The sequence below is a fragment of the Mycobacterium shottsii genome (assembly GCF_010728525.1).
In the GTDB taxonomy this organism is placed as follows: Bacteria; Actinomycetota; Actinomycetes; order Mycobacteriales; family Mycobacteriaceae; genus Mycobacterium; species Mycobacterium marinum.
On the sequence record NZ_AP022572.1, the window covers coordinates 4,667,279 to 4,685,786 of the forward strand.

The 18,508-nt window shown below is 64.9% G+C and carries 8 protein-coding genes and 4 pseudogenes; 9 read left to right on the forward strand and 3 right to left on the reverse strand.

Annotated features, from left to right (window positions below; genetic code table 11):
* Positions 1-79 precede the first annotated feature (79 nt).
* The 4 genes and pseudogenes from G6N41_RS29825 to ppsA all read left to right on the forward strand — a co-directional run bounded on the left by G6N41_RS29825 (position 80) and on the right by ppsA (position 8,786).
* A pseudogene (locus G6N41_RS29825) lies at positions 80-1,765 on the forward strand (NAD(P)-binding protein).
* Entirely contained in the window at positions 1,762-5,343 is a 3,582-nt protein-coding gene (gene nifJ / locus G6N41_RS21550; protein ID WP_198965611.1) for a pyruvate:ferredoxin (flavodoxin) oxidoreductase, read from the forward strand. Before G6N41_RS29825 ends, nifJ begins: the two are co-directional and overlap by 4 nt.
* Positions 5,343-6,353 (forward strand): dihydroorotate dehydrogenase-like protein, encoded by a 1,011-nt coding sequence (locus G6N41_RS21555; RefSeq protein ID WP_198965612.1) that lies wholly within the window; start codon positions 5,343-5,345, stop codon positions 6,351-6,353. Before nifJ ends, G6N41_RS21555 begins: the two co-directional genes overlap by 1 nt.
* 27 nt (positions 6,354-6,380) lie before the next feature.
* Positions 6,381-8,786: pseudogene (gene ppsA / locus G6N41_RS21560) on the forward strand (phosphoenolpyruvate synthase).
* Between the two features lie 212 nt (positions 8,787-8,998).
* Here the strand turns inward: ppsA and G6N41_RS21565 are convergent.
* Positions 8,999-9,931, reverse strand: a pseudogene (locus G6N41_RS21565) (6-phosphofructokinase); the annotation flags it as partial.
* A gap of 115 nt (positions 9,932-10,046) precedes the next feature.
* The gene (locus G6N41_RS21570) at positions 10,047-10,310 is read right to left on the reverse strand and encodes a hypothetical protein (protein WP_231608648.1); all 264 of its coding nucleotides are present in this window, start codon (positions 10,308-10,310) and stop codon (positions 10,047-10,049) included.
* A 96-nt stretch (positions 10,311-10,406) separates the two neighbouring features.
* Between G6N41_RS21570 and G6N41_RS21575 the strand changes: the two genes are divergently transcribed.
* Positions 10,407-11,792, forward strand: a complete 1,386-nt coding sequence (locus G6N41_RS21575) for an FAD-binding oxidoreductase (RefSeq protein WP_198965613.1) — start codon at positions 10,407-10,409, stop codon at positions 11,790-11,792.
* A 62-nt stretch (positions 11,793-11,854) separates the two neighbouring features.
* Here the strand turns inward: G6N41_RS21575 and G6N41_RS21580 are convergent, their stop codons facing one another.
* Complete coding sequence (locus G6N41_RS21580) at positions 11,855-12,319, reverse strand: hypothetical protein (RefSeq protein WP_231389765.1); 465 nt, start codon at positions 12,317-12,319, stop codon at positions 11,855-11,857.
* A gap of 966 nt (positions 12,320-13,285) precedes the next feature.
* Between G6N41_RS21580 and G6N41_RS21585 the strand changes: the two are divergent.
* From G6N41_RS21585 to G6N41_RS21600, 4 genes and pseudogenes are all read left to right on the forward strand, one after another.
* Positions 13,286-14,928 (forward strand): annotated as a pseudogene (locus G6N41_RS21585) (inorganic phosphate transporter).
* A 419-nt stretch (positions 14,929-15,347) separates the two neighbouring features.
* Positions 15,348-17,015, forward strand: coding sequence for a nitrite/sulfite reductase (locus G6N41_RS21590; RefSeq protein WP_198965614.1), 1,668 nt, complete (start codon positions 15,348-15,350; stop codon positions 17,013-17,015).
* A 29-nt stretch (positions 17,016-17,044) separates the two neighbouring features.
* Positions 17,045-17,779, forward strand: a complete 735-nt coding sequence (locus tag G6N41_RS21595) for a phosphoadenylyl-sulfate reductase (protein ID WP_198965615.1) — start codon at positions 17,045-17,047, stop codon at positions 17,777-17,779.
* Positions 17,776-18,495 carry a sirohydrochlorin chelatase gene (locus G6N41_RS21600; protein ID WP_117422426.1) on the forward strand — a complete coding sequence of 240 codons (720 nt, stop codon included), beginning with the start codon at positions 17,776-17,778 and terminating at the stop codon, positions 18,493-18,495. Before G6N41_RS21595 ends, G6N41_RS21600 begins: the two co-directional genes overlap by 4 nt.
* The last annotated feature ends 13 nt before the right edge of the window (positions 18,496-18,508 follow it).

An 18,508-nucleotide genomic window follows, 5' to 3' on the forward strand; every position in this document is an offset into this window, starting at 1 on the left:
CGATCAGGGTCAGAAGTCCCTACCTTGAAGGCCAAACGAAAGCTGCACACCACCATGCCCGGGTCATATCGTTGCCACCATGGTGCCCGAGCAGTCCCCCGGTGACGTGCCCGAGGTAGCGGCGCCAGCACCCGAACCAGCATCCGAAGATGTCACGCCCCTGCCCGACCTGCTACACGGACGGCACCGCGCCGGCCCCGACCGAGAACGTCGCCCGGTGTACGTCGACCTGTTGCCGCCCTGCAACGCCGGTTGCCCGGCGGGCGAAAACATCCAGGCCTGGCTCGCCCACGCCCGCGTCGGCGAGCACGAGCGGGCCTGGCGTCAGCTGACCGCCGACAATCCGTTTGCCGCCATCCACGGCCGGGTTTGCTATCACCCGCGCGAATCCGTCTGCAACAGGGCACATCTCGATGCATCGGTGTCCATCCACGCGGTCGAGCGCTTTCTCGGCGACACCGCACGCGAGAAACAGTGGCGCTTCCAGACCGCACCGCAGCCCACCGGCAAGCGAGTGCTCGTTGTCGGCGCCGGACCCAGCGGACTCTCGGCGGCCTATCACCTGGCCCGGCGTGGGCATCACGTCGAGGTTCGCGACGCCGGCGCCGAACCGGGCGGAATGATGCGCTACGGCATCCCGAGCTACCGGCTCCCCCGCGATGTGCTGGACGCCGAAATCGAACGCATCGCCGCCCTGGGCGTGTAGCTCACGACCGGACACCGTGTCGAAGACCTCGCCGAAGAACGCGAGACCGGAAACTTCGACGCGGTGTTCGTCGCCGTCGGTGCCCACCTGGCCAAGCGGGTCAACATCCCCTCTCGTGACGCAAGATCGCTGATCGACGCCGTGTCATTCCTGCATCAGGTGGCTGCGGGCGAAAAGCCCGAACTCGGAAGCCACGTCGCGGTCTACGGCGGCGGCAACACCGCCATGGACGCCGCCCGCGTCGCGCGCCGGCTCGGCGCGCAGGACACCGTGATCATCTACCGGCGCACCGAAGCTCAGATGCCCGCGCACGAAGAGGAGCGCCAAGACGCGCAGCGCGAGGGGGTGCAGATCAACTGGCTGCGCACCATCACCGCGTTCGACGATCACGAAATCCGGGTCGAGCAAATGGAACTCGACGACACCGGGCGCCCCCGGCCGACCGGGCGGTTTGAGACGCTGGCCGCCGACACGGTCATCATGGCACTGGGACAGGAAACCGAATCGGCGTTCATGCGCACGCTGCCCGGGGTGGAATTCGACCGTGACGGCAGCGTGCGGGTCTCCCCGACGCTGATGACCGGCTGCCCCGGGGTGTTCGCCGGCGGCGACATGGCGCCCTGCGAACGCACCGTCACCGTCGGGGTCGGGCACTGCAAGAAAGCCGCCCACTACATCGACGCGTGGCTACGGGGAGACCCCGCCCAACGCCATCCCAAGCATCCGGCCGCCGATTTCGACCGGCTGCACCTGTGGTATTTCGGCGACGCCCGCCGCCGCCAGCAACCCGAACTCTCCCCCGAGGACCGGATCAGCGGATTCGAGGAAGTGATGGGCGGCCTGTCCGCGGAGGCCGCGACGTTCGAGGCCGGGCGCTGCCTGTCGTGCGGCAACTGCTTCGAGTGCGACGGTTGCTTGGGCGCCTGCCCGGAGGATGCGGTGATCAAGCTCGGGCGCGGCCACCGTTACCGCTTCGACTACGACCGCTGCACGGGTTGTGCGACCTGGTATGACCAATGCCCGGTGCACGCCATCGAGATGATTGCGGAGCCACGATGACGCGCACCACGGTGGATGGCAACGAAGCGACGGCATCGGTGGCCTACCGGCTCAACGAAGTCTGCTGTATCTATCCGATCACTCCCTCCTCCCCGATGGCCGAGCTCGCCGACGCCTGGTCAAACCAGCACCGGCCCAACATCTACGGCACGGTGCCGACGGTGGTGGAGATGCAAAGCGAAGGCGGGGCGGCCGGAGCACTGCACGGCTCCCTGCAAGGCGGGGCGTTGACGACGACGTTCACCGCCTCCCAAGGCCTGCTGCTGATGATCCCCAACATGTACAAGATCGCCGGCGAACTGACCTCGGCGGTGATGCATGTCGCTGCTCGATCGATTGCAGCACAGGCACTTTCGATATTCGGCGATCATCAGGATGTCATGGCGGTGCGCCAGACCGGATTTGCGCTGCTGGCATCGGCCTCGGTGCAGGAGGCCCACGACCTGGCCCTGATCGCCCAGGCCGCCACCCTGCGCACCCGAGTGCCGTTCGTGCATTTCTTCGACGGTTTCCGCACCTCCCATGAGCTCAACACCATCGAGGTGCTCACCGACGACGACTTGCGCGCGCTGGTCCCCCAGGAGTTGGTCCTGGCCCACCGCGACCGGGCGCTGTCGCCGGATCGGCCGTCCATCCGCGGCACCTCCCAGAATCCCGACACATATTTCCAGGCCCGCGAAACGGTGAACCCGTTCTATGCCCGGGTGCCCGAGGTGGTCGAGGGGCTGCTGCGCGAGCTCGGCGAGCGCACCGGGCGCCCAATGCACATCGTGGACTACACCGATCACCCCGAGGCCGAGCGGGTGATGGTGCTGATGGGATCCGGCGGTCAGACCGCGGCCGAAACCCTGACCGCCCTCACCGAGCGCGGCGAGCGCGTCGGGGTGGCCCAAATCCGCCTCTACCGTCCATTTCCGGCCGAGGCCCTGCTGGCGGCCCTGCCCCCGACGATCCGCGCGATCGCGGTCCTGGACCGCACCAAGGAACCCGGATCCCACGGCGAGCCAATGTATTTGGATGTCACCGCCGCCCTGGCCCAGGCCTATAGCAGCGGGCAGAGATCATCGCTGCCGGTGGTCTGCGGGGGACGCTACGGCCTGTCGTCCAAGGAATTCACCCCGGGAATGGTCGCCGGTGTCTTCGCCGAGTTGGCCGGCCAGCGTCCGCGCACTCGCTTCACCGTGGGCATCGACGACGACGTCAGCGGCACCAGCATCAGCTACGATCCGGACTTCGACATCGAGACGCCCGCGACCACCAAAGCCGTGTTTTTCGGCATGGGTTCCGACGGCACGGTGGGCGCCAACAAGAACACCATCAAAATTCTCGGTCGCGAGGAAAATATCTATGCCCAAGGGTATTTCGTCTACGACTCCAAGAAATCCGGCTCACAAACCGTCTCGCATCTGCGGTTTGGCCCGCAACCGATTCGGGCGCCGTACCTGGTGCAACAGGCGAGCTTCGTCGGCTGCCACCACCAGCGGTTCCTGAACAAGGTTGACGTGCTGGGCCGGGCCGCCCATGGTGCCGCACTGTTGCTCAACAGCGCGCGCCCACCCGAGCGGGTGTGGGACAGCCTGCCCGCCCCGGTGCAGCAACAGATCATCGACAAGCGCATCCGGCTCTACGTGGTCGACGCGGGCAAGATCGCGCGCGAGGTCGGCCTGGCCGGCCGGATCAACATCGTCTTGCAGACCTGTTTTTTCGCGATCGCCGGTGTGCTGCCGGTGGATCAGGCGATCGCCAAGATCAAGGCCAGCGTTGCCAAGACCTATGCCGCCCACGGCGCCGACGTGGTGGCCCGTGAAGTCAACGCCGTCGATCACGCGCTGGCCGGCCTGCACCCGGTCCAAGTGCCCGACACCGTCAGCTCCACCAGGCAGTTGGAACCGCCGGTTCCCCAACACGCCCCGGAGTTCGTGCGCACGGTTACCGCGGAGATGATCGCCGGGCGCGGAGATGGGCTGCCGGTCAGCGCACTACCGGCCGACGGCAGCTACCCCAGCGGCACCGCCGCCTATGAAAAGCGCAATATCTCGGATCTGGTTGCGGTGTGGGACCCCGACACCTGCATCCAGTGCGGCAACTGCTCGTTTGTCTGCCCGCACAGTGTCATTCGCACCACGCTCTACCCGCGCGACCGGCTCGATGCCGCACCGGCCACCTTCGCCTCGGCACCGCTGGACGCGGTCGGTCTCCCCGACACCCGCTACACCCTGCAGGTCTATGCCGAAGATTGCACCGGCTGCAATCTGTGCGTGGAAGCCTGCCCCGCTGTCGTTCCCGGCAAACCGGTGACCAAGGCGATCAATCTTGCCCCGCGCGAACCACTCCTCGCCGCCGCCCGCGAGAACATCGCGTTCTTCGAAACCCTGCCGATGGCCAACCGATCCAGGGTGGACTTCGGGACGGTGCGCGGCACCCAGTTCCTGCAGCCGCTGTTCGAGTTTTCCGGCGCGTGTGCCGGCTGTGGGGAGACCCCCTACCTCAAACTGCTTTCGCAGTTGTTCGGCGACCGGTCGATGGTCGCCAATGCCACCGGCTGCTCGTCGATCTATGGCGGCAACCTACTCACCACACCGTGGGCGACCAACGCCGAGGGACGCGGCCCAGCGTGGTCGAACTCGCTGTTCGAAGACAACGCGGAGTTCGGCCTGGGTATGCGGCTGGCCGCCGACACCCACGTGCGCCAGGCCCGGCACCGGCTTACCGAACTGCGCGACGTGCTGGGCGCGGATCTGGTCGATGCCATCCTGGCCGCCCCGCAAGACCGTGAATCGGAGTTGCGCGCCCAGCGCGAAAGGGTCGCCGAATTGCGCGCCCGCCTCGATGAGCTGGACGGTCTGGCGCCGGCGCAAGCCGACGAGCTGCGCAGCGTCATCGATCACTTGATCCGCCGCAGCGTCTGGATCGTTGGCGGCGACGGGTGGGCCTACGACATCGGCGCCGGCGGGCTGGACCACGTGCTGGCCAGCGGCCACAACGTCAACGTGCTGGTGCTCGACACCGAGGTGTATTCCAACACCGGCGTGCAGATGTCGAAGAGCACACCGCTGGGCGCGGTGGCCAAGTTCGCCGCCGGGGGCAAGACGGTTCCGCGTAAAGACGTAGCGCTGCAGGCTATTTCGTATGGCAACGTCTACGTGGCGCGGGTCGCCATGGGCGCCGATCCACAGCAGACCTTGCTGGCCTTCCGGGAGGCCCAGGCCTACGACGGCCCTTCGCTGGTGATCGCCTACAGCCACTGCATCGCGCACGGCTTCGAGCTGCGCTACGGCCTGGACCAGCAGTACCGCGCGGTCGCCAGCGGGCACTGGCCACTGATTCGCTACAACCCAGTGCTGCGCTCCACCGGCCGCCCGCCATTCCTGCTGGATTCCCACCGTCCCCGGCTGGCGCTTGCTGACTATCGCGACCGCGAGCTACGCTTCCGCAGCCTGGCCAACTCTGACCCCGACGAGGCTGACCGCCTGCTCGCGCTGGCCGAAGAGTCAATCGACCAGCGCTGGGAAGTCTACGAAGACATGGCTTCTCGCGCGCCACAAGAGTTTCCGTCCGATTCCCGGAGGGAGAGCTGATGGACCTGTCGACTACCTACCTCGGACTTAACCTGCGCAGTCCGCTGCTGGCCTCGGCATCGCCGCTGAGCCAGACGTTGCACGGCGTCCGTGCGCTCGCCGACGCCGGCGTCGGCGCGGTGGTCCTGTATTCGCTGTTCGAGGAACAACTGCGTCGCGAAGCCGAGCAGAACGAACTGATGGCCGCCCAGGGCAGCGAAAGCTCGCCCGAGTCGCTGAGCTACTTTCCTCCTGCCGTCGACGTAGCCAGCCGGGCCCAGCGATACCTGCGCCTGATCGAACGCGCGTCCGCATCGGTGGACATCCCGATCATCGGCAGCCTCAACGCGTCCACACCCGGCAACTGGGCGCGCTACGCCCATTCCATGCAAGAGGCCGGCGCGGCCGCGATTGAGCTCAACATCTACTACCTTCCCGGTGATACCGGCCTCAACGCCCATGCCGTCGAGCAGCGCCACCTGGAGGTGCTCGATGAGGTCAAGACCGCGACAACGGTTCCCGTCGCGGTCAAACTCAGCCCATACTTCAGCGCCACCGCCGACATGGCACATCGGCTCGATGCTGCCGGCGCTGACGGACTGGTGCTGTTCAACCGGTTTCTGCAGCCTGACATCGACCCCGAGACCCTCAGCCTGGTTCGCGGTATCACGCTGTCCACCCCGGGAGACACGTGCCTGGGGCTGACCTGGATCTCGTTGCTGCACGGCCGGACGCGAGCCTCGCTGGCCGCGACCACTGGAGTAGAGCACGCCAGCGATGTCGCCAAGTATCTGCTGGCCGGGGCGGACGTCGTGCAGACCGCGTCAGCCCTGCTGCGCCACGGCCCCGAGTATGCGGCCGTGTTGCTCCGGGAGTTGCAGGGCAGGATGAGCCGCAAAGGATTTCAGGATCTCAACCAGGTGCGCGGGCTGTTGTCGGCTCCGGACACCAAAGGGTCAGAGGCGCACGAGCGTGCGGACTACGTTTGGGCGCTGCGCAAGGCTAACAGCGGCTTCTACGACGCGTATTGACGCAGTAACTATATGGAGGATTGGGTCATGAGCAGCTTTTCCTACGTTCGCTTCTTCGAAGAGTTCGGCATCGAGGACGTGCCACTGGTGGGCGGCAAGAACGCTTCGCTGGGCGAGATGTTCCAGAAGCTGTCGCAGCAGGGTGTGCGCGTACCGCACGGATTTGCCACCACCGCCGATGCCTACAAGCACATGCTGGACCGGGCCGGCGCGTGGGACGCGCTGCACGCCGAGCTGGACGATCTAGACGCCGACGATGTCACCGCGCTGGCCCGCAAAGGCAAACGCGCCCGTGAAATCGTCTATGGCGCAGGGCTGCCCGAGGACCTGGCCAGCGAGATCGTGGGCGCCTACCGGATAATGCAGGAAGAGTACGGCGAGGACGTCAGCCTGGCGGTGCGCAGCTCGGCCACCGCCGAGGACCTGCCGACCGCCAGCTTCGCCGGCCAGCAGGAAACGTTTCTCAACATCAAGGGTGAGGAAAGCCTGCTCGATGCGTGCCGCCGCTGTTTCGCCAGCCTGTTCACCGACCGGGCCATCCACTATCGCGTCGATCAGGGCTTCGACCATTTCAAGGTGGCGCTGTAGATCGGCATCATGAAGATGGTCCGTTCCGACCTCGCCTCCTCAGGCGTGATGTTCACCCTCGACACCGAGTCCGGCTTCAATGACGTCGTGTTCGTGACGGGCGCCTACGGCCTGGGCGAGAACGTGGTACAGGGCGCGGTCGACCCCGACGAGTTCTACGTCCACAAGCCGACCTACCAGGCCGGTCACCGCGCCGTGCTGCGCCGGCTGATCGGCGACAAGGCGGTGAAGATGGTCTTTGTCGAGGGCGGGACCAAGCAGACGACCCGCAACATTCCGACGCCGAAGGCCGACCGTGCTCATTTCTGCATCACCGACGAGGACGTGCTCGAATTGGCCGGCTATGCGCTGGCAATCGAGCAGCACTACGGGCGGCCGATGGATATCGAGTGGGCCAAGGACGGTTTGGACGGCAAGCTCTACATCGTCCAGGCCCGCCCGGAGACAGCCGCCTCGCAGCGCAGCATGACCACGGTGGAAACCTATGTGCTGGAAGGCTCCGGCGAGCAGCGCGAGATACTGACCGAGGGCCGCTCGGTCGGCGAAAAGGTCGCCTCGGGGGTGGTCAAACGCATCGATGACCTCGAGCGGCTATCGGACTTCAAGCCCGGCCAGGTGCTGGTCGCCGACACCACAACGCCGGACTGGGAGCCGGTCATGAAGATCGCCGCCGCGATCGTCACCAACCGCGGTGGCCGAACCTGCCACGCCGCGATCATTGCGCGCGAACTCGGCATCCCTGCGGTGGTCGGCGCCGGGGATGCCACCACCAATGTGCCGGACGGCCAACTTGTCACGGTGTCGTGTGTGGAGGGTGACACCGGGCGGGTGTACCGCGGGGAGGTGGGCTTCCACGTGGATCGCACCGAGGTGGCCGACCTGGCGAGGCCGCGCACCGAGGTCATGGTCAACCTCGGCAACCCCGACCTCGCGTTCAAGACCTCGTTCCTGCCCAACGATGGGGTGGGACTGGCCCGGATGGAATTTATTGTCGGCGAATACATCAAGATCCACCCGATAGCCCTGCTGCACCCCGACAAGGTGGACGACCCCGAGGCACGCCGCACCATCGAGCGGCTCACCCGCGGCTATTCCGATGGTGCCGAGTTCTTTGTGCAGCGACTCTCCGAAGGCATCGGCACCATCGCGGCGGCGTTCTGGCCCAAACCCGTGGTAGTGCGGATGTCGGACTTCAAGAGCAACGAGTACGCCAGCCTGATCGGCGGCAGCGGCTTCGAGCCAACCGAGAGCAACCCGATGATCGGCTTTCGCGGCGCCTCGCGCTACGCCCACCCCGCCTACGCCGAGGGCTTCGCGCTGGAATGCCGTGCGATGCAGCGGGTCCGCGATCAGATGGGGCTCACCAACGTGGTCATCATGCTGCCATTCGTGCGCCGGGTCGCCGAAGCGGACCTGGTGCTCGAGACGATGGCCGAACACGGCCTCCGGCGGGGCGAGAACCGACTCGAGGTGTATGCGATGTGCGAGATCCCCAACAACGTCATCCTCATCGACCAGTTCGCCAAGCGCTTCGGCGGCTTCTCGATCGGCTCCAATGACCTGACTCAGCTGACCCTGGGAGTCGACCGCGACAGCGAAATCGTGGCCTTCGACTACGACGAACGCGACGACGGCGTCAAGGAGATGATTCGCCTGGCGGTGGAGGGCTGCCGCCGCAACGGCATTCACTCCGGGTTGTGCGGCCAGGCGCCGTCGGACTATCCGGACATGGCCGAGTTCCTGGTCCGCGCCGGCATCGACTCGGTCAGCCTCAACCCCGACGTGGTGGTCAAGACCACCCGGCAGATCCTCGACCTCGAGCAGCACGTGGTGCCACTGCAGTAGGCGCGAGCGCCTAATCGATGGTGCTGTGGGTGGGCATCTCGTCGCCGAAGTTGATCCCCATGTCGCGCGCGGTCAGGATCGAGTCGCAATCGAGCGGAACGACCTTCTGCCGATGAGTGGCGTCGGCAAGCGGTACGTAAGTCCACCGTCGGCGGGTTCAGCGCCACCATGACGCCGTAGCGCCCCTCATCGAGAGCCCGCACGGCGGCGGCGCCGAAGCGCAGTCCCAGTAGCCGGTCGAACGAGGTGGGCGAGCCGCCGCGCAGCAGGTGACCCAATACCACCGTTCGTGCTTCGCGGCCGGTCATGCGTTCCAGCTCGGCGGCCACCTTGGCGCCGATGCCACCGAGGCGTTCGGCCTGCCCCACCGACTTGCCCAGGATAGTGACCTCGCCGCCGATCGGCTTGGCGCCCTCGGCGACGCAGACGATCGAGAATTTCGCGCCGCGCTGTTCGCGATCGGTTATCACAGCTGCCACCGGCTCCAGACTGAACGGGATCTCGGGGATGAGGATCGCGTGCACCCCCGAGGCCATGCCGGCGTTCAGGGCGATCCATCCCGCGTACCGGCCCATCACCTCCACCACGATGATCCGGCCATGGGAGGTCGCGGTGGTGAAGAGCCGGTCGATGCACTCGGAGGCGAAGTCGACCGCACTGTCGAAGCCGAATGTGGACGTCGTCTTGTCCAGGTCATTGTCGATGGTCTTGGGTACGCCGACCAGCGGTAACCCCGACTGGTGCAGATGCTGGCCGATCGACATCGACCCGTCGCCGCCCACCAGGATCAGCGCATCGATCTGGTGCTGCGCGAATCGGCCCAGGAGTTCTTCGGTGCGGGCCACTTCGGCCCAGCTACCGTCGCTCTGCCGCACCGGGTAGGCGGTCGGGTTGCCCCGATTGGTCGTGCCGATGATTGTGCCGCCCTGGTGGATGATCCCGCGAACCCGGTCGCGGGTGAGCTCGATCAGTCCGCCCTCGGGATAGTCCTCGGGCAGCAACAACCCATTGAGGCCGTCTCGGATCCCGACCACGTCCCAGCCGCGGTTTCGCGCGGCAAGAGTGGCCGCGTGGATCACCGCGTTGGGTCCCGGCGCGTCCCCGCCAACGGTACTGATCGCGACTCGCTTTATCGGGGAATTCACGACTCGCAAGTCTAGTGTGTGCCTCGAGCGCAGCCGTTCGCGCCGGTGAAGCGTGTTATGTGCCTATCCAATTCGCATGACAAGTCGGCGCTTCAGGGACATGGCGGTGCCGCCGTCAGCGCTCCGTCTGCAGCAGTTCGAGCAGCTGCCCATCGGGATCGCCGATCATCGCCGAACGCCTCGACACCGTGCGCTCGACCACCGATCCGCCGAGAGCCTCCGCATTGCCCAGCACGCGCCGAGACCGCCACCGGTCAGTGGCGCACAGTCCAATGTGATTGAAAACCGTTCCGCTACTGCACATCACAAAACCTTCGCGCTCGCCGGCCACCAGCACTGGCCGCTTCTCGACGAACAGTACCGCCGAAACCGGCACCAATACCGTTTCAGCTTGGCGCGGTGGCTATGTCAATTCGACCGAAACTGCCGATAAAGTGAGTCGCTGTCCCACACGGCAGAAACGTGAGGCCCTTCGATGATCGACATAACAGCGCGGTTAGTGGAAATCGTCGGCAACAACTATGTGCTCACCGGCGACGCGATTCCCGAAGACTATTCCCACGACGAAGAGCTGACTCAGGTGCCCCAGCAGCCGGCGTACGTCGTCAAGCCGGCCACCGCCGAAGAGGTTTCCCGACTGCTGTTGGCGGCCTCCGAATATCGCGTACCGGTAACAGCGCGCGGTTCGGGGTGTGGCCTGTCGGGGGCCGCGCGCCCCCGCGAGGGCGGACTGCTGATCTCCTTCGAACGAATGAATCAAGTCCTGGAGGTCGACACCGACAACCAGGTCGCCGTGGTCCAGCCCGGCATCACATTGGCCCAGCTGGACGCGGCGACTCACGATCGCGGACGGGGCTACATGGTGCACCCCGGAGAGCTGTCCTCCAGCGTCGGTGGGAACGTCGGAACAAACGCCGGCGGGATGAGAGCCGTCAAATACGGGATAGCGCGCAATAACGTCCTCGGGCTGCAGGCGGTGCTGCCCACCGGCGAGATCGTCCGCACCGGCGGCAAGATCGCCAAGGTCTCCACAGGCTACGACCTCACCCAACTCATCGTCGGATCCGAAGGCACCCTGGCCCTGGCCACCGAGGTGATCGTCAAACTGCACCCGCAGCTGACTCATAACGCCAGCGTGCTGGCCCCCTTCGCCGACTTCGATCAAATCATGGCGGCGGTGCCCAAGATCCTGGCGACCGGACTGGCGCCCTACATCGTGAAATACATCGACAACATGACCACGGCCGCGCTGGTCTACACCCAGAACCTGGAGCTGGGCATCCCAGATCGGGTTCGTGACAACTGCCAAGCGTATCTGCTTGTGGCGCTAGAAGACCGAACCGCCGATCGCCTGCTCGAGGATGTCGAGGCCACTGGTGAGCTGCTGGCCGAGCTGGGCGCGATGGATGCCTACGTGCTCGAAGGCGCCTCGGCGCGCAAGCTGATCGAGGCGCGGGAGAAGGCGTTTTGGGCGGCCAAGGCCGCCGGCGCCGACGACCTCATCGATACCGTTGTCCCGCGCGCGTCCATGCCGAAGTTCCTTAGCACCGCCAGAGGGCTGGCGGCCTCCGCCGGCGGTGCCGCAATCGGTTGTGGGCATGCTGGAGACGGCAACGTGCACCTGGCCATCATTTGCAAAGACCCGGTCAAGAAGAAGCAACTGATGACCGACATCTTTGCGTTGGCAATGGAACTAGGTGGTGCCATGTCCAGCGAACACGGCGTTGGCCGCGCGAAAACCCCATACTTTCTCGAGCTCGAAGACCCGGCCAAGATCGCCTTGATGTCGCGGATCAAACAGAGCTTCGATCCGGCGGGGATCCTCAACCCCGACGTGTTGTTCACAACCATCCAGTCTTGAGCCGGATGCAACAGGGCACACACCTTAGGCACATCAGCGACGCACCATCGGAGGCCCGACGACTACACCGGCGCAGCCGCCAATACTCCCGCGGCTGAGGCATTAATTCGCGCCGCGAGCGATTCAACCATCTGCAGGTGGATGGCGTGTCGCTGGACAACTATTGCTTGGATGGCCGCTTCGTTTTCCGGCCCCGCGGCCTCCAAGGCATGGATCTGAGCCTCGGCAGAAGCGACGCTGGCAGCAATCAGCAGCTGCATTGTCCTAACATCGGCAGCCACGGTTAGAAACCATCTCTGGATCGACTGTAGGAACGCAACCAGCGTCTCGCAGTGCGCAATGATCTCGGCGAGCCTGGCGGTGGCGGCGCTGGCCGCGGGGCCGGCCCAGGTCTCGAAAAGGTCTTGGCTCAGACCGTGCACCCCGGCCAACGTGCCGCGGACCCCCAAAATGCGAAAGCCGGTCTCGGCCGAATATCCGCGAAGTTCCGTGGGTGCGAATCCAGGCCACCCACCGGGGTCGAGCATCAGTTCAGCGTATTCCCCGACCGGTCTGCCGATCGTCCTGACCATGGTTTAATCACCTCCGACGTTGGATTTACAGAAGCCGATTATTTACAGAAACGATTACTGGCGTCAATATCCGAATCTCTCGCGCCAACAAGCGTAAATCGTCCGTTTAATTCACCGTAATTTACCACGAGACAGATATTCTCCAAACGGTGAATTATTTCCACAACTTCAACGAGTTCCGCCGTTGACAAATACCGTATCGGTTGCTAACACTATCGATGCACCCAGTCAAATTGATCGTGAATACCACTGTAAAAGCACGTGTCGTAAGGAGCAACAATTCATGCATCCGATTAATCCGATTAACTCAGCGATGAGCGTTGCCCCTAGCGTCCTGATCACAGTTGCACCGGAGTTTGTCGAACGGGCAGGACACCTCGATCAAGAAGTGCTTCCGTGGGTGCCAACAAACGTGTGCAGAGATGCGGCATCAGCGTCATTTTTTCGGCAGTCCGCTGCCATGACAGAGGCGCTGGCCGCATTGGAACATGCTTGTTCCGCACAGCTCCGGGCGTATGCGGAATTGCTGCGCGTGGCGGCCAACAGCTACGCCACCACTGACCGCCGCGGGGCGAGTTCCCAGTCGCGCTAGCGCCTCGTGTCTGACGTCATTTGATGGTCCGCCGCCTCGAGGATCCGCCCCGCCTGGCCGATCTCGGTCGAGCCGTCATGCTCGGGCCGGGGGCTCGTCGACGAACCGTTGGGCAAACGGCCGCAACCACTCTGATGCCCACCGCACGACGAACCAGCAGTCACTCGTGGCGCCTCCATCGCCCACCACCGGGAGTTCGATCAATCTGGGCGCGGGGTGCGCCCCGACCGTATGGCCTTTGTTCACTCGACGTTTACCGGGCGCTCGCTGCCGTATCGCAACCTGCTGACGCTCGATCACCAGGTACGAGCCGGCGTGAGCCGCGAAAGATAGCACACAGGGACGGGCACTGGTGGCAAGCGAACTACAGGATCCCATAACGCCGACGCCGCAGTACGGGGGCTTGTTCGGCCAAGATCGCGCGTGGCACCTCTCGTTCGGCCTGCTGCTGGCCGGATCGTTCGTGCTGTTCTCGTTCTGGGCGTTCGACTACGCCGGCCCAAGCGCCAACAAGCTCATCTTGGTCCTGGCCACCGTTGTCGGAATATTCATGGCCTTCAACGTCGGCGGCAATGACGTCGCCAACTCCTTTGGCACCAGCGTCGGTGCGGGCACGCTGAGCATGAAACAGGCGCTTCTGGTGGCAGCCATTTTCGAGGTCAGCGGCGCGGTGATTGCCGGGGGCGATGTCACCGAGACAATTCGCAGCGGAATCATCGACCTCTCCAGAGCGTCGGTCGCTCCCAACGACTTCATGAACATCATGCTGGCCGCGTTGCTGGCGGCAGCGCTGTGGCTGCTGTTTGCCAACCGGATGGGATACCCGGTGTCGACCACACACTCGATCGTGGGCGGCATCGTCGGCGCCGCGGTCACGCTGGGCATCGTTGACGGAAAGGGCCTCTCCGCTCTCCAGATGGTCCAGTGGGACGAGATCGGCCAAATCGCGATCTCATGGGTACTTTCACCGCTGCTGGGCGGACTGGTGTCCTACGTGCTCTACGGCAGGATCAAACGCCACATCCTGTTGTACAACGAGGAAGCCGAACGAAAGCTCCTGGAAATCAAGAAGGAACGCATCGCGCACCGCGAGCGCCACAAGGCGGCGTTCGAGCGTCTCAGCGAAATCCAGCAGATCGCCTACACCGGTGCGATCGCACGCGACGCCGTCGCAGCCAACCGCAGGGATTTCGATCCCGACGAGCTGGAGTCCGACTACTACCGCGAACTCCACGAGATCGATACCAAGAGATCGTCGGTCGACGCATTCCGGGCGCTGCAGAACTGGGTTCCGCTGGTCGCCGCGGCCGGATCGATGATCATTTCCGCCATGCTGTTGTTCAAGGGCTTCAAGCACATGCACTTGGGCCTGACCACCATGAACAATTTCTTCATCATGGGGATGGTGGGCGCGGCGGTGTGGATGGCCACCTTCATTCTGGCTAAAACGCTTCGGGGCGAATCACTTTCGCGCTCTACCTATCTGATGTTCAGCTGGATGCAGGTATTCACCGCCTCCGGTTTCGCATTCAGCCACGGCAGCAATGACATCGCAAACGCCATCGGCCCATTCGCCGCAGTGCTGGATGTACTGCGCTCGGGTTCGATTGAAGGCAAGGCGGCGGTGCCCGCCGCCGCCATGATCACGTTTGGGGTCGCGTTGTGCGCCGGGCTGTGGTTCATCGGACGGCGGGTGATAGCAACCGTGGGACACAATCTGACCACGATGCATCCGGCCTCGGGCTTTGCTGCCGAACTATCGGCGGCGGGAGTGGTCATGGGCGCAACCGTGCTGGGTCTTCCGGTCTCCAGCACCCACATCTTGATCGGCGCCGTCCTCGGCGTCGGCATCGTCAACCGGGCCACCAACTGGGGACTGATGAAGCCAATCGCGTTGGCGTGGGTCATCACGCTGCCCGCGGCGGCTATCCTGAGCGCGGTCGGTCTGGTCACGCTGCGCGCGATTTTCTGACCGAGGTTTCCCGAGCACGTGACATCTCGAGTCCGCGCATGGACTCCGCCCCGGAATCCGACCTCGACTGTCTGAGATTGCCAAATCAGTTATCCCGCTTGCTATCTTCGGGCGGACACGGCGACCACGGATGCCGGCCACGAGCACGACCCGTCAAACGTAATCACAACCAATAGTTGTGATCTCACAACGTGTTGGCCTCTACCGGCGCCTACCGGGGCGGCGAAACATCGGGGTCATGACCCGCGGGGTCCGATGAAGCGCCTTTCGGGTATCTCCCGCTGACCAACATCACCGTCGATGTCGCAGGCCAGCCTCATGTCCGCACACGAGGGGTCCGCCGGTTGGCCATCAACCGGCGGAGCGTGCGGTCCAGGCAGCCAATCCCGGTCAGCATTGTCGACAGAGGAGTAGGCCGCATGACGACAGCCCGTCCCGCCAAGACTCGCAACGAAGGCCAATGGGCATTGGGACAGCTTGATCCGCTCAATGACACCGAGCAGATCAAGCACGATGACGGCCCGCTGAACGTGCGCGACCGGATCCTCAACAAGTACGCCAAAGAAGGCTTCGACAGCATCGAGAAGACCGATCTGCGGCTGCGCTTCAAATGGATGGGTCTGTACACCCAGCGCGAGCAGGGTTACGACGGCAGCTGGACCGGCGACGAGAACATCGACAAGCTCGAAGCCAAGTACTTCATGATGCGGGTGCGCTCCGACGGTAAGCCGATGTCGGCGCAGACAGTGCGCGTGCTGGGCCAGATTTCCAGCGAGTTCGGCCGTGACACCGCCGACATCGGCGACCGGGAGAACGTGCAGTTCCACTGGCTGCGGATCGAGGACGTTCCCGAGATCTGGCGCCGGCTCGAATCCGTCGGCCTGTCCAGCATTGAGGCCTGCGGTGACTGCCCACGCGGCATTCACGGTTCACCACTGGCCGGCGACTCGCTCGATGAGGTGCTCGACCCCTCGCCGGCGATCGACGAGATCATCCGGCGCTTCCTGGGCAACCCCGACTACGCGAACCTGCCCCGCAAGTACAAGAGCGCGATCTCGGGCCTGCAGGACGTCTACCACGAGACCCACGACGTCGCGTTCGTCGGAGTCAATCACCCCGAGCACGGTCCCGGGATGGACTTGTGGGTCGGTGGCGGCCTTTCGACCAACCCGATGATGGCGCAACGCGTCGGCGTCTGGGTCCCGCTGGACGAGGTGCCCGACGTTTGGGAGGCGGTCACCCAGGTGTTCCGCGACTACGGCTACCGACGGCTGCGTGCCAAGGCCCGGATCAAGTTCTTGGTCAAGGACTGGGGCGTAGAAAAATTCCGTGAGGTCATGGAAACCGAGTACCTCAAGCGCAAGCTGATCGACGGCCCGGCTCCCGAACCGATCAAGCACCCGATCGACCACGTCGGAGTGCAGAAGATCAAGAACGGGCTCAACGCCGTCGGTGTCGCCGCCATCGCGGGACGCGTCACTGGCACCACCCTGCAGGCGGTGGCCGACCTGATGGAGAAGGTCGGCTCCGACCGGGCCCGGTTCAGCCCCTTCCAGAAGCTGATCATCCTCGATGTGCCCGACGACAAGGTGGACGAACTGGTCACCGGGCTGGACAAGCTGGGCCTGCCGTCCAAGCCGTCCGGGTGGCGCAAGAACACAATGGCCTGCACCGGCATCGAGTTCTGCAAGCTGTCGTTCGCCGAAACCCGGGTCCGTGCGCAGTCTTTGGTGCCCGAGTTGGAAGAGCGCATGGCCGACGTCGACTCCAAGATCGACGTGCCGATCACCCTGCACATCAACGGCTGCCCCAACTCGTGCGCCCGTATCCAGGTCGCCGACATCGGGTTCAAGGGTCAGTGGATCGATGACGGTGAGGGCAACTCGGTCGAAGGATTCCAGGTCCACCTCGGTGGCGGCCTGGGCGAACAAAGCGGGTTCGGCCGCAAGCTGCGCCAGCACAAGGTGACCAGTGACGAGCTCGGCGACTACATCGACCGGGTGACCCGAAAGTTCCTGGATCAACGCGAGGAAGGCGAACGCTTTGCGAATTGGGCGCTGCGCGCCGACGAAGCCGACTTGCGCTGAGCGCTTCCCGACGAGCTGAGGACAACACGATGAGCGATCAGCCCAACGAGACGCAGCTGCGTGAGCTGGCCGCACGCGGTGCCGCGGAGATGGAGGGTGCCAGCGCGACCGATCTGCTGCGCTGGGCCGACGAACACTTTGGCGGGATCAACGGACCCCGCGGCTGGGCGACGTGCAATTACGTGGTTGCCTCCAACATGCAAGACGCCGTGTTGATCGACCTGGCGTCGAAGGTGCGCCCGGGGGTGCCGGTGATCTTCCTCGACACCGGCTATCACTTCGCCGAAACCATCGGTACCCGCGACGCAATCGAGGCTGTCTACGACATCAGAGTGCTCAACATCAGCCCCGAGCACACCGTGGCCGAACAGGACAAGCTGCTGGGCAAGGACCTCTTCGCGCGCGACCCCAACGAGTGTTGCCGACTGCGCAAGGTCGTCCCGCTGACCAATGCGCTGCGTGGGTATGCGGCGTGGATCACCGGCCTGCGCCGGGTGGAGTCCCCCACTCGCGCCAACGCCCCGGTGATCAGCTTTGATGAGGCCTTCAAGCTGGTCAAGATCAACCCATTGGTGGCGTGGACCGACCAGGATGTGCAGGACTACATCCAGAGCAACAACGTGCTGGTCAACCCGCTGGTCGACGAGGGCTACCCGTCGATCGGTTGTGCACCGTGCACCGCCAAACCGGCAGTCGGTGGGGACCCGCGCAGCGGGCGTTGGCGGGGCCGGACCAAGACCGAATGCGGGCTGCACGCCTCATGAGCACGCTCGTGCTCACCGCGCACGGCAGTAGAGACCCCCGGTCGGCGGACAACGCCCGGGCCGTCGCCGCTGCGCTACGCCGCATGCGGCCGAATCTCGATGTGCGGCTGGCCTTCCTGGAACTCTGCGCACCAAACTTCGTCGAGGTGCTCGCCGAACTGCCCGACAGCCAGCGGGCCGTGGTCACTCCTCTGCTACTGGCGAGCGCCTACCACGCCCGCACCGACATCCCGGAACAGATTGCGCGCTCCGGCGCGCTCGGTGTCCGCGAGGCCGCCGTGCTCGGCGAGGACGATCGGCTGGTGTCGGTGTTACGCGACCGCCTTGCCGAGCGCGGGGTTTCCCCGCGTGATCGCAACATCGGCGTGCTGGTGGTCGCGGTCGGTTCATCGCATGCCCCGGTCAACGCGCGCACGGCACGGGTGGCGGCCAAGCTCGGTGCGGGCACCCGTTGGGCCGGCACCACAATGGCGTTCGCCACCGGCCCCAAGCCGTCGGTGGCCGACGCCGCTGCACAGTTGCGCGCCAGCGGCGCCCGCCGTCTCGTCATCGCCCCATGGTTTCTGGCGCCGGGGCTCATCACCGACCGGGTGTGGAAGTACGCATGCGACAACGACATTGCGATGGCACGTCCGATGGGCGCCCACCCGCTGGTAGCGCAAACCGTGCTCGACCGTTACGACCAGGCGCTGGCCGCCGGTGACGCCGCGGCCTGAACCTGTTCGCCGG

Bases quoted from the DNA above. Each gene is read 5' to 3' on its own strand.
- G6N41_RS21595 (WP_198965615.1), top strand. From the start codon at position 17,045: ATGAGCGATCAGCCCAACGAGACGCAGCTGCGTGAGCTGGCCGCACGC.
- G6N41_RS21600 (WP_117422426.1), top strand. From the start codon at position 17,776: ATGAGCACGCTCGTGCTCACCGCGCACGGCAGTAGAGACCCCCGGTCG.
- G6N41_RS21555 (WP_198965612.1), top strand. From the start codon at position 5,343: ATGGACCTGTCGACTACCTACCTCGGACTTAACCTGCGCAGTCCGCTG.
- G6N41_RS21580 (WP_231389765.1), bottom strand. From the start codon at position 12,319: ATGCTCGACCCCGGTGGGTGGCCTGGATTCGCACCCACGGAACTTCGC.
- G6N41_RS21575 (WP_198965613.1), top strand. From the start codon at position 10,407: ATGATCGACATAACAGCGCGGTTAGTGGAAATCGTCGGCAACAACTAT.
- G6N41_RS21590 (WP_198965614.1), top strand. From the start codon at position 15,348: ATGACGACAGCCCGTCCCGCCAAGACTCGCAACGAAGGCCAATGGGCA.
- nifJ (WP_198965611.1), top strand. From the start codon at position 1,762: ATGACGCGCACCACGGTGGATGGCAACGAAGCGACGGCATCGGTGGCC.